This window comes from Microbacterium sp. Y-01, assembly GCF_003856715.1.
GTDB classification, from domain to species: domain Bacteria; phylum Actinomycetota; class Actinomycetes; order Actinomycetales; family Microbacteriaceae; genus Microbacterium; species Microbacterium algeriense.
Genome location: NZ_CP024170.1, coordinates 1,253,258 through 1,265,201, shown reverse-complemented (window position 1 = coordinate 1,265,201; position 11,944 = coordinate 1,253,258). Strand labels below are relative to the sequence as shown.

Below are 11,944 nucleotides of genomic sequence, written 5' to 3'. Positions count from 1 at the left end.
ATCAGCCCTCCGTGAGTGCGACGTACGCGTCGCGGTCGAGCAGTCCGTCGAGCGCGCCGTCGGCGACCTCGACCTTGAGCAGCCAGCCGCCCTCGAACGGAGCGGAGTTGACCAGAGACGGGTCGTCGACCGCGGCGTCGTTGATCTCGACGACCGTGCCGGAGACGGGCGCGTACAGCTCGCCGACCGACTTGGTCGACTCGATCTCGCCGACGACGGATCCGGCCGTGACCTCGGTGCCGACGGCGGGCAGCTCGACGAACACGACGTCGCCCAGCTTGTCGGCGGCGTAGTCGGTGATGCCGATGGTCACGACGGTCCCCGAGCCGGAAGCGCCGTCGACACCGGCGATCCACTCGTGCTCATCGGTGTAGTGGAGTGCATTGAGGTCGGTCATTTGGTCCTCCGGTAGAAAGGCAGGGCGGTCACGGTCGCGGGGATCCTGGTCCCCCGCACATCAAGGAATACTGCGGTTCCCTCCGCAGCGGAAGAAGGATGCACGTAGGCCATGGCGATCGGGTGGCCGAGAGTCGGGCTGAGCGCACCGCTGGTGATCTCGCCGAGCACTGCTCCCTCGTCGTCGACGACGGCGTACCCCGCGCGCCCGGCCCGCTTGCCCTCGGCCACGAGACCGACCAGCACCGGTGCGTCCGGGCCCGGCTCCGTCGCAGCCTTGCCGACGAACTGGTCCTTGGCGGTGACGACGACGCGTCCGAGTCCGGCCTGGGCGGGTGCCGTGTCGAGCGAGAGCTCGTGCCCGTACAGCGGCATACCGGCCTCGAGGCGCAGCGTGTCGCGGGCGGCGAGGCCGGCGGGCACGAGGCCGAGCGGCGCCCCCGCGGCCAGGAGCGCATCCCACAGCGCCGCGGCGTGCTCCGCCGGAACGAGCAGCTCGAAGCCGTCCTCCCCGGTGTAGCCGGTGCGGGCCAGCAGCAGCGGCTCCCCGGCGAAGCGGGCCGACGCCCAGGCGTAGTACTTCTGCTCAGACCACGGCGTGCTCACATCGGTGATCTCGGCCGTCGCGGCGAGCACAGCCTCGGCCTGCGGCCCCTGGACGGCGATGAGGGCGTAGGCGTCCGAGACATCGTCGACCGCGACGTCGAAGCCCTCGGCGCGGACGGCGAGCGCCGCCGCCACGGCCTCCCGGTTGCCGGCGTTGGAGATGATGAGGAAGTCGTCTTCGTCGAGACGGTAGACGATCACGTCGTCGATGATCCCGCCCGACTCGGTCAGCAGCAGCGAGTACTTCGCCTTGCCGACGGGCAGCGCCGAGAGGCGTCCGGCGAGCGCATAGTCCAGGAACTCTCCCGCCACGCTGCCGCGGACCGTGAACTCGGCCATGTGCGAGATGTCGAAGATCCCGGCGCTCTGCCGCACCGCGTGGTGCTCGGCGAGGTCCGAGGTGTAGCGGACGGGCATCTGCCAGCCGCCGAAGTCGGTGAAGGACGCGCCGAGGGCCTCGTGGCGTTCTCGGAGCGGGGTGTAGCGGGGGTTCGACATGGAGTTCTCCCGGGTGCGTACGGGCGGCACGGCGGCGTCGCCATACCTCGGAACTCCCCCTCTGTCATAGGCCTGAGAGCTTCGCCCATGCATGGCTGCGGGGCTTTCACCGTCGGCGGATCCGCGCTGTGCGCGAGATCGCTTTTCAGAGTGGCCGGAACCGCGCGGTACGCATACCTGAGAGATTGGCGGGGAGGCTTGCTCCTTCGGTGCCCGGCTGCGTTCGCCGGGGCTCTCCCGCGGGGTTCATTCGGCCTGTCTTCAGTTGTGCGCCCCAGTCTAGCCGGTCCGTCCCCCGACTCCACGGCCCCTCCCGTCGGCGGGGCGAGGGCGTCAGGCGTCGAGGGCGAGCTCGGCGCGGACCTCGTCGCGGAGGCGTCCGAGGTTCTCCGGCTCGGGTGCGGCCCCCAGAAGCGTCTTGGTGTACTCGTGCTGCGGGTTGAGGATGACCTCGTCCGCGGGACCGCGCTCGACGACGTCTCCCTTGTAGAGCACCATGATCTCGTCCGAGAAGTGCCGAGCGGTGGCCAGGTCGTGCGTGATGTACAGCACGCCCAGGTTCTCCTCACGCTGCAGGTCTGCGAGCAGGTTCAGCACCCCGAGCCGGATCGACACGTCGAGCATCGACACGGGTTCGTCGGCCACGATGAACCGAGCCCCCGGCGCCAGCGCGCGCGCGATCGCGACACGCTGCCGCTGACCGCCCGACAGCTCGTGCGGACGCCGTTCGGCGAAGCTCTCCCCCGGCGTCAGACGCACGCGCTCGAGCAGCTCGACCGCCCGCTCCCGCACCTGCGCGCGCGACAGCTCCGGGTGGTGGAGGCGGAGGGGACGCTCCAGGTGATGCACGATCGTGTGGAACGGGTTCAAGGACGCGAACGGATCCTGGAACACCATCTGCACGTCGGAGCGGTACCGCTCCAGCGCCCGTCCCCTGGTGCCGGACTCGACGCCGTCGAGCAGGATCTCCCCGCTCGTCGGCGTCTCCAGCTTCATCAGCATCCGGGCGATCGTGGACTTCCCCGATCCCGACTCCCCCACCAGCGCGATCGTCTTGCCCGCCTCGATCGTGAACGACACGTCCTTCACGGCGTGCAGCACGCTCGTGCGGAAGCCCGACCGCAGCGAGAAGTCCTTCACCAGGTTCCGGGCCTCCAGCGTCGCCGTGCCGGTCGCCGTACCCATCGTCGCGCTCATCGGATCCCCTCCTGGTTCACACCCGTGCGCACGAAGTCGCCCCGCTCCCCCGTCAGCGACGGGAAACTCGACAGCAGCCGCTGAGTGTACTCGTGCTGCGGGGTGCGGTAGATCTCCTCCGCTGTCCCCTCTTCGACGATGCGGCCCTGCAGCATCACCGCGATCCGGTCGCTGATCTCGATCAGCATCGGCAGGTCGTGCGTGATGAAGATGACCGCGAAGCCGAGCCGTTCCCGCAGGCGCATGATCTCCCGGATGATGCCCCGCTGCACGACGACGTCCAGCGCGGTCGTCGGCTCATCCATGATCATCACCTGCGGGTCCAGGGCGAGCGCCATCGCGATCATCATGCGCTGCCGCATCCCGCCCGACAGCTCGTGCGGGAAGCTCGTCAGCCGGTTCGGATCCACTCCCACCAGCGTGAGCAGCTCCTCGGCGCGCTCCTGCTTGGCCTTCTTCGACATTCCGGGGCGATGCGTGTCGAAGATGTCGAAGATCTGCGCCTTCACGCTGATGACCGGGTTCAGCGAGTTCATCGCCCCCTGGAACACCATCGAGATCTTGTCCCAGCGGAACGCGCGCAGCCCCTCGCCGTCGAGCCCCACGATGTCGATGTCGTGTCCGTCGCGATCGTGGAACACGATCTCGCCACCGGTCATCAGAGCCGGCGCCTTCAGCAGCCGGTTCATCCCGTACGCGAGGGTGGTCTTGCCGCACCCGGATTCCCCGGCGAGTCCGAGGATCTCGCCGCGGTGGAGCGTCAGGGAGACGTCGCGCACGGCCTTCACCGGCGGGTCCACCTCATACTCGATCGACACGTTCCGCGCCGTCAGCACTGCCTCACTCATGCGGTGACGCCCTTCTCCTTGGCGGCCTTGCGCAGACGTCGCGCGGCATCGGGCGCGTTGCGCAGCTTCGGGTTGATGACCTCGTCGATCGCGAAGTTGATCAGGGCCAGGCCCGCCCCGAGGATCGCGATCATGATCCCCGGCGGGATGAACCACCACCACGCGCCACGGCCGAGCGCCTGCCCGGACTGTGCGTCGTTGAGGATGGATCCCCACGTGATCGACGAGTTCGGCCCGAGCCCCAGGTAGGACAGACCGGCCTCGCCGAGGATGGCGAAGATGATCGCGAAGAGGAACTGCGCCGTCAGCAGCGGAAGCAGGTTGGGCATGATCTCGACGAGGATCACCCGCAGCGACTTCTCGCCCGCGACCTTCGAGGCGTACACGTAGTCGCGCGTGCGCAGTGAGCGGGTCTGCAGCCGCAGCACGTATGCCGCTCCTGCCCAGGATGTGATGCCGAGCACGAACGCGACCAGCTGCCAGCTGCGCTGGGGGACGAAGGATGCGATGACCATCGTGAGCGGCAGACCGGGGATCACGATCATCACGTTCGTGATCAGCGCGAGGCCGTCCTCGCGCCAGCCGCCCAGGTATCCGGCGAGGACGCCGAACAGCAGCGACAGCACGATCGCGATCCCGCCGGCGGTGACCCCGATCAGCAGGGAACCCTGCGCACCGATCGCGAGCTGGGCGAACACGTCGTTGCCGAGCTTCGTCGTCCCCAGCCAGTGGGCTGCCGACGGCGCCTCGAGCGCCGGGTTGTCGGTGCTGCGCGGGTTCTGCGTGAAGAAGGGGGCGATGATCGCGAAGAGCACGATCGCGAGCACGAGGATCGAGCCGATGATGAACTTCGGGGACGTGCTCGGGAGCACTCGCCGGCGCTTGCGCTCCTGGCGCTGGGTGGCCAGGGCGACCGTGCCCTCGGGGGCGACGGTGGGCGGTTCCTCCAGGAGGAGCGGGTTCTTGGTGTCAGACATTCTGGCGAGCCCTCGGGTCGATGAAGCCATAGACGAGGTCCATGAAGAAGTTGGCGACGAGCACGGTGAGGGTGATCACGAGGAAGAGCCCCTGCATCAGCGCGTAGTCGTTGTTCGTGACGGCCTGGAACATCAGCTTGCCGACACCGGGGTAGGTGAAGACCTGCTCCATCACGATGGATCCGGCGACCACGAATCCGAGCGTGATCGAGAAGCCGGCGATCGACGGGATGGCGGCGTTGCGCGCCGCGTACGTGGTCATGATGCGCCTCGGACGCAGGCCCTTGGCCTCAGCGGTGAGGACGTAGTCCTCGGCGAGCGTCGAGACCATCATGTTGCGCATACCGAACATCCAGCCGCCCACCGAGCTGATGACGATGGTGATGGCGGGCAGGAGGGAGTGGGCGACCGCGTCGGAGAAGAACGCCCAGGTCGGCTCGGGACCGTCCGGGAAGTCGAAGACGTCGTAGCCGCCGAACATCGGGAACCAGCCGAGCCCGACCGCGAACACGGCGACGAGGACGAGTGCGAGCCAGAAGTACGGGATCGACTGCAGGACCGTCGTGGCCGGGATGAGGTGGTCGACCCAGGTGCCGCGCTTCCATCCCGCCCAGGCGCCCAGAGCGACGCCCAGCAGGAAGGAGATGACCGTGGCGGTGCCGACGAGGATCAGCGTCCACGGCAGCGCACCGGCGATGAGCTCGGTCACCGGCGTCGGGAACTTCGTCACCGACACGCCCAGGTCGCCTTGGAACATGCGCCCCCAGTACGCGAGGTACTGGTCCCACAGGGACGAATCGTCGCCGCCGAGCAGCAGCCGGATGTTGCGGATGGTGGTCTCGGAGACCTCCCCGCCGGCCCGCTGCATCTTGGCGATCATGATGTCGGCGGGATCCCCTGGCATGAGCCGGGGAAGAAGGAAGTTGATGGAGATCGCGGCCCAGAGCGTGAACGCGTAGAACCCGATTCTTCGTGCATAGAACTTCATGTCACTGTTTCCTGACTTCCTTCTTCCCCGACTCCTCTCGACTCAGCCGGCCGGCTTGATCTGCGTCAGCACGTAGCCCGCGGCGATCGCACCCCAGGACGGCGGGAAGGCGTAGAGGTCCTCCTCGGTCGGCCAGCCGGTGTAGTCCTTCGTGTTGTAGAAGGTCTGCGTCGCGTTGATCACGAGCGGGATGTAGGGCAGGTCACGGACGATCTCGGTCTGGATCGTGCCGTACAGCTCCTTCTTCTCGGCCTCGTCGTTCGTGCTGATCGCGGCCTGGATGGCCTCGTCGACCTTCGGGTTGCTGTACCGGCTGAAGTTCCAGCGACCGGCGGGGATCTCCTCGCCGACGGGGCTGGTGGACTCCACCGCGGTGCCGCCGAACCAGTCGCGGTAGATCTGGAACGGGTCGGCGACCGACGTGCCGATGACGCCGCCGACGATGAGCTGGAAGTTGCCGCCCTGACGAGCGTCGGAGAACTCCTGCCACTGCACGGTCGAAGCGGTCACCTTGATGCCCGCTGCCTCGGCCTGCTCGGCGATCAGCTTCGCGGCGTCGTTGTAGTCCGTCCAGCCGTCGACCGAGATCAGGTTGAGCTCGACGGGGGCGCCGTCCTTCTCGTAGATCCCGGACGAGCCCTTCGTGTATCCGGCGGCCTCGAGGATCTCGCCGGCCTCTGCGGCGTTCGCCTCCTGCGGGCTGACCTCGTTGGCCGGGTCGGCGAGCCACTTCTCGTCGCGCGGCAGCAGGGTGTACGCGGGCGAGATGTCGCCGGTCAGACCCACGAACGCCTTGTCCTTGATGGTCGCGCGGTCGATGGCGACGTTCAGCGCCTGGCGCACCGCGACATCGGTCTGCGGGCCCGTGCATCCGAGCTCGGCGTTCGAGCACGTGTACAGCACGGTCGGGTCCTGGGGGGTGTTGATCCAGTCGATCTTGCCGTTGGAGGTCACGTCGTCCGGGTTCGGGATGAACATGCCCGTCCAGTCGAGCTTGCCGGCTGCGAGCAGGTCCTGCGCGGTCTGGTTGTTGTCGACCGCGATGTACTGGACCTTCTTCACGGCGAGGTCGTCCGCGCCGCGGTAGTTCTCGTTCGCGACCAGGGTGTACGACTCGCTGGTGGTCTTGTCCACCACGTACGGGCCCGAGCCGACGGGCTCCTCGTTGGTGAAGTTCGCGAAGTCGTCGACGTCCTTCCAGATGTGCTCGGGGAGGATGTAGCTGGAACCCATGCGCTGGAACTCGGTGGTGTACTGCGCGCTGGAGTAGGTGAGCACGGCGGTCGTGTCGTCCGTCGCCTCGGCGGAGATCAGACCGTTGCCCTCGGGGTTGTTCGCCTCGTAGTTGAACGAGAACGCGACGTCCTTCGCGGTGAGCGGCTCGCCGTCGCTCCACTTGAGGTCGGGCTTGATCGTGACGGTGATCTGGGTGCCGTCCTCGTTGTACTCGAACGAGTCGCCGATCAGCCCGACGGGCTCGGCGTCCTTCGTCTTGTTGTAGAAGAAGAGCGGTTCGTAGATCGGACCGAGCGCGCCGTGGAGCACGGTCGGCGCGAACGGGTTGTAGTTCGCGGTGATCGGGGTCTGGCTTCCCGCCCAGACACGAAGGGCACGGTCGCTGTCGGCGTCTCCGCCTTCGTTGCCACCGGCGCCGCAGGCGGTGAGGCCCAGGGCGAGGACGGAGGCTCCGGCGACCGCGGTGAGCGCGAGTCTGCGCTTTCCGTTACGGATCATTTCTGTTGTTTCCTCTCGGTGCTGCACTGCAGGAGGGATCGCTCCGGATGGAGCAGAACCCCGCGATGGGGTTCCCGGACGCCCAGGGAGGCGGTTGGACAGCCACCTCGAAGGGGTTTGTTAGGACAGTAACCTAACAAACCCCGCCCCGACGGACAAGACTCTCGCAGGCCCGCAGATAACGTTTCGGACTCGACGACCCCGCGGCGTCATCTGCGTGCACAAAGAGTCGAGGTGACACTAAGATCGACGACAGGAGGTTAGGGTTACAATGACTCAAAGTGACGGGATCCAGGTCGCGGTGTCGACCGTGATCCTCACGCTGCGCCGGGGCGAAGACGGGAGCGCAGTCCTCGCCCTGCCCCTGGTCCTGCGCACGCGGGACCCCTACGCCGACCAGTGGGCGCTCCCGGGTGGGTGGCTCACCGCCGCCGAGTCGCCCGTCGACGCCGCGGCGCGCACGCTCGCCGAGACGACCGGCCTCTCCCCCAGCTACCTGGAGCAGCTCTACGCCTTCGGTGCGGTCGACCGCTCCCCCACCCGCGTCGTGTCGATCGTGTACTGGGCACTTCTGCGGCAGGACGATGTGACCGCGCAGATCGCCGCACACCGCGCCTCCGGCCGCGCTCCCGAGAACGTGCGGTGGTTCGACGTCGACGAGCTGCCCGAACTCGCCTTCGACCACTCCCGCATCGTCGACTACGCCCTCTGGCGCCTGCGGAACAAGGTCGGCTACAGCCGCGTCGCGCAGGGATTCCTCCCGGAGGAGTTCACGCTCGCCGAACTCCGTGAGGCGTACGAATCGATCCTCGGTCGACAGCTCGACCCGGCGAACTTCCGCCGTCAGGTCGAGGCGGCGGGAAACCTGATCCCCACCGATCGATTCCGCACCGGCAGCCACCGCCCAGCGCGTCTGTACCGCGACAACACCGACGTCGAGCTGGCCGATCGCGGCCCCCTCGGTCCCGAAGAAACGAGCACCCGATGAGCATCACCGTCGTCCCCGCTCCCGCGGTCCCCCCGCGCGACGCCTCCGTCGACCACGCGATCCAGGCGATCGTGAGCGGCGCCTCGACCGACGCCACCTGCACCACCGATCTCGCCGCCGGCCCGTGGGACTTCGACGCCCGCCCCGGCTACGGCCCCGGCTCCTCGATGGGCGACGTGATCCCCACCGGCGCTCCGCGTCAGGGCGAGCTGCCCGCCGCGTACCGCGAGGCCGGAGAGGACGAGCTCCACGAGCGCATCCGCGCCGCGAAGGACACCCTCGGCGACCGCGTGGTGGTCCTCGGTCACTTCTATCAGCGCGAGGAGGTGGTGCAGCACGCGGACTACGTCGGGGATTCGTTCCAGCTCGCGACAGCGGCCAAGGGCAGGACGGAGGCCGAGGCCATCGTCTTCTGCGGGGTGCACTTCATGGCCGAGACCGCCGACCTGCTTTCCCGGCCCGACCAGGCCGTGGTCCTGCCGAACCTCGCCGCCGGATGCTCGATGGCCGACATGGCGGACATCGACCAGGTCGAGGAGTGCTGGGAGCAGCTCGAGGAGATCTTCGGCGACCTCGAAGCCGTCGATCCCGAGGGCCGCGTGCCGGTGATCCCGGTGACCTACATGAACTCCTCCGCGGCGATCAAGGGCTTCGTCGGGCGGCACGGCGGGATCGTCTGCACCTCCTCCAACGCCCGCACCGTGCTCGAGTGGGCCTTCGAGCGCGGACGCCGGGTGCTGTTCTTCCCCGACCAGCACCTCGGCCGCAACACCGCCAAGGCGATGGGCGTGCCGCTGGACCGCATGCCGATGTGGAACCCGCGGCGAGCGCTCGGCGGATCGTCCGCCGACGAACTGCGGGACTCCCGCGTGATCCTGTGGCACGGGTTCTGCTCGGTGCATCGCCGCTTCACGGTCGAGCAGATCGACCGTGCCCGCGTCGAGCACCCCGGCGTGCGGGTCATCGTGCATCCGGAGTGCCCGATGGAGGTCGTGGACGCCGCCGACGAGGCAGGCTCTACCGAGTACATCCGCCGTGCCATCGACTCCGCCACCGAGCCGACGACCTTCGCGATCGGCACCGAGATCAATCTCGTCCGCCGACTCGCGGCCCAGTACCCGCAGCACGAGATCTTCTGCCTCGACCCCGTGGTGTGCCCCTGTTCGACGATGTACCGCATCCACCCCGGCTACCTCGCCTGGGTCCTCGAGGAGCTCGTCGCAGGACGCACCCCGAACCGCATCACCGTGAGCGACGAGGTGGCCGACCCCGCGCGCGTGGCCCTGGAGCGGATGCTCGCCGCGAAGCCTCCCGTGAGCGCCGGCGCACGATGAACGTCGTCGTCGCGGGCTCGGGCATCGCGGGACTCACGGCTGCTCTGCATGCGCAGGAAGCCGGCCACAGGGTGACGCTCGTCACGAAGGGCAGCCTGGGCGACGGGTGCACCCGGCTCGCGCAGGGCGGCGTGGCCGGGATGTACGGCGAGCGCGACTCCGCCGCGCAGCACGCGGAGGACACCATGGCGGCGGGAGCGGGACACGCGGATCCCGCGGCCGTGCAGGCCCTCGTGGCGGACGCCGGCGCCCGGATCGCGGAGCTCATCGCGCGTGGCGTCGCGTTCGACCGCGACGAGGACGGTGCTCTGCAGCTCGGCCGAGAAGCCGCGCACCGGCACGCGCGCATCGTCCATGCGGGTGGGGACGCCACCGGAGCAGCGATCGCGACTGCTCTCGTGGACGCCGTGCGGCGCACCATGATCACGGTGATCGAGCAGGCGTTCCTGCTGGACCTCGTCGTGGTCGACGGCGCGGCGACGGGAGTGCGTCTGCTGCGCCGGGATGCGCTGACGGAGCTCGCGGCGGATGCGGTGATCCTCGCGACCGGCGGCGCCGGTCAGCTCTACGCGCACACCACCAACCCGCACGGCGCCACCGGCGACGGGATCGCTGCCGCCCTGCGGGCCGGCGCGGCCGTCGCCGATCTCGAGTTCGTGCAGTTCCACCCCACGATCCTGGCGTCCGGGCCGCCCTTCCTCATCTCCGAGGCCGTGCGAGGCGAAGGCGCCGCCCTGATCGACGACCACGGTCGGCGCTTCGCGTTCGACAGCCACCCCGACGGCGAGCTCGCCCCGCGGGACGTGGTCTCCCGCGCGATCGCACGCCAGGCCGCCATCCAGGGCTCCCCCGTCCGTCTGGACGCCACGGGCCTCGGTGAGGCCGTTCTGATGCGACGGTTCCCGACCATCGACCGCGTGACGAGGGCCCGCGGCTTCGACTGGTCGCGAGAGCCGCTCCCGGTGACGCCCGCAGCGCACTATCTGATGGGCGGAGTGGTCACCGATCTCGACGGCCGCACGTCGCTCCCCGGCCTCTTCGCCGTCGGAGAGGTCGCTCGGACCGGCGTCCACGGCGCGAATCGTCTGGCCTCGAACTCACTCCTCGAGGGTGCCGTCTTCGGTGCCAGGGCGGCGGCTGCGCTCGCTCCGTCGACCGCCCACCCGCCCGGCCCGCGGCGTGCGGCGACGGTCGCTGTCGAAGCCGCGCCGCCGAGCTCCTCCTCCCCCACCCCGCCCTTCAGCCGCGCGGCGCTGCAGCAGCTCATGTGGGAAGCGGTGGGGCTGCTCCGCAGCGAGACGGGTCTGGTGGACGCGCTCGCGACGCTGCGGAGCTGGTCCGCGAGCACCGCCGACCCCGCGACGATCGCCGAGCACGAGGACGCCAACCTCCTGCTGCTCGCACACGCCGCCGCCACGGCGGCCCTGATCAGGACGTCGTCCCTGGGGGCGCATCACCGGATCGACGACACGGTGCCCGAAAACGCTCACGCCCGCCCTCTCGCCTCGATCCTGGAGTCCGTCTGATGCTCACCCGCGCCACCATCGATCGCGTCGTCGGCGCCGCCCTGGAAGAGGACGCCCCCTGGGGAGACCTCACGAGCACGACGCTGCTCCCGGCCGATGCCACCGCCACCGCCGACCTCGTCGCCCGCGAGCCGGGGGTCTTCAGCGGCGGAGAGGTGTTCGCGACGGCCTTCGCCCGCACGGACCCGGGCCTGACGATCGACCTGCACGTCGCGGACGGCGACGAGTTCGCCGCGGGCGACGCCCTGGCTTCGGTGTCCGGCGCGGCGCGCAGCATCCTCACCGCCGAGCGCGTCGCGCTCAACTTCGCCCAGCGCATGAGCGGGATCGCGACGCTGACCGCCGCCTACGTGGCCGCGGTCGCGGGCACGCAGGCGCGGATCGCCGACACCCGCAAGACGACTCCGGGTCTGCGCGCCTTCGAACGACACGCGGTCGCATCCGGAGGCGGCCGCAACCACCGGTACTCGCTGTCCGACGCCGTGATGGCCAAGGACAACCATCTCGCCGTGCTCACCCGTTCCGGCCTCGACCTCGCGTCCGCGCTGCGCGACGCCCTGTCGCGGCTGCCGCACACCACGCACGTCGTCGTCGAGGTCGACCGCCTCGACCAGATCCCCGCCGTCCTCGACGGCGGCGCGCACACGGTGCTCCTCGACAACTTCTCCCTCGACGAGCTGCGTCAGGGCGTCGCCCTCATCGGCGACAGGGCGATCGTGGAGGCCTCCGGCGGCGTCGACCTGGACACGGTCGGAGACATCGCGCGCTGCGGCGTCGATGTGATCTCCGTGGGCGCGCTCACCCATTCCGCGCGTGCGCTCGACCTCGGGCTCGACCTGCGGATCGACTGAG

The 11,944-nt window shown here is 69.2% G+C and carries 11 protein-coding genes and 1 riboswitch; of the genes, 4 read left to right on the top strand and 7 right to left on the bottom strand.

All coding sequences use genetic code 11. From position 1 onward, the window contains the following. Position 1: 1 nt before the first annotated feature. From gcvH to CSX12_RS05875, 7 genes are all read right to left on the bottom strand, one after another. Positions 2-397, bottom strand: coding sequence for a glycine cleavage system protein GcvH (gene gcvH, locus CSX12_RS05905; RefSeq protein ID WP_017203345.1), 396 nt, complete (start codon positions 395-397; stop codon positions 2-4). Beyond that, positions 394-1,500: a glycine cleavage system aminomethyltransferase GcvT gene (gene gcvT, locus CSX12_RS05900; protein WP_124895172.1), complete on the bottom strand. Its 1,107-nt coding sequence runs from the start codon at positions 1,498-1,500 to the stop codon at positions 394-396. Before gcvT ends, gcvH begins: the two co-directional genes overlap by 4 nt. 155 nt (positions 1,501-1,655) lie before the next feature. Then, positions 1,656-1,750: riboswitch (glycine riboswitch) on the bottom strand. Between the two features lie 83 nt (positions 1,751-1,833). Further along, entirely contained in the window at positions 1,834-2,697 is an 864-nt protein-coding gene (locus CSX12_RS05895; RefSeq protein WP_124895171.1) for an ATP-binding cassette domain-containing protein, read from the bottom strand. Continuing rightward, positions 2,694-3,545, bottom strand: coding sequence for an ABC transporter ATP-binding protein (locus tag CSX12_RS05890; RefSeq protein ID WP_026049877.1), 852 nt, complete (start codon positions 3,543-3,545; stop codon positions 2,694-2,696). The genes CSX12_RS05895 and CSX12_RS05890 overlap by 4 nt, the downstream gene beginning before the upstream one ends. After that, positions 3,542-4,522 carry an ABC transporter permease gene (locus CSX12_RS05885; protein ID WP_017203348.1) on the bottom strand — a complete coding sequence of 327 codons (981 nt, stop codon included), beginning with the start codon at positions 4,520-4,522 and terminating at the stop codon, positions 3,542-3,544. The genes CSX12_RS05890 and CSX12_RS05885 overlap by 4 nt, the downstream gene beginning before the upstream one ends. Further along, positions 4,515-5,510 carry an ABC transporter permease gene (locus CSX12_RS05880; protein WP_017203349.1) on the bottom strand — a complete coding sequence of 332 codons (996 nt, stop codon included), beginning with the start codon at positions 5,508-5,510 and terminating at the stop codon, positions 4,515-4,517. The genes CSX12_RS05885 and CSX12_RS05880 overlap by 8 nt, the downstream gene beginning before the upstream one ends. Positions 5,511-5,552: 42 nt before the next feature. Next, a complete protein-coding gene (locus tag CSX12_RS05875) occupies positions 5,553-7,244 on the bottom strand; it encodes an ABC transporter substrate-binding protein (protein WP_017203350.1) in 1,692 nt (563 codons plus the stop codon). Positions 7,245-7,515: 271 nt separating this feature from the next. On the opposite strand from CSX12_RS05875, the gene CSX12_RS05870 reads away from it, so the two are divergent. The 4 genes from CSX12_RS05870 to nadC are packed head-to-tail and all read left to right on the top strand — an operon-like array spanning position 7,516 to position 11,943. Then, positions 7,516-8,232: an NUDIX domain-containing protein gene (locus CSX12_RS05870; protein ID WP_026049878.1), complete on the top strand. Its 717-nt coding sequence runs from the start codon at positions 7,516-7,518 to the stop codon at positions 8,230-8,232. Then, positions 8,229-9,566: a quinolinate synthase NadA gene (nadA, locus tag CSX12_RS05865; RefSeq protein WP_124895170.1), complete on the top strand. Its 1,338-nt coding sequence runs from the start codon at positions 8,229-8,231 to the stop codon at positions 9,564-9,566. The genes CSX12_RS05870 and nadA overlap by 4 nt, the downstream gene beginning before the upstream one ends. Continuing rightward, a complete protein-coding gene (nadB, locus tag CSX12_RS05860) occupies positions 9,563-11,092 on the top strand; it encodes an L-aspartate oxidase (protein WP_124895169.1) in 1,530 nt (509 codons plus the stop codon). The genes nadA and nadB overlap by 4 nt, the downstream gene beginning before the upstream one ends. After that, positions 11,092-11,943 carry a carboxylating nicotinate-nucleotide diphosphorylase gene (nadC, locus tag CSX12_RS05855; RefSeq protein WP_124895168.1) on the top strand — a complete coding sequence of 284 codons (852 nt, stop codon included), beginning with the start codon at positions 11,092-11,094 and terminating at the stop codon, positions 11,941-11,943. The genes nadB and nadC overlap by 1 nt, the downstream gene beginning before the upstream one ends. Position 11,944 lies beyond the last annotated feature (1 nt).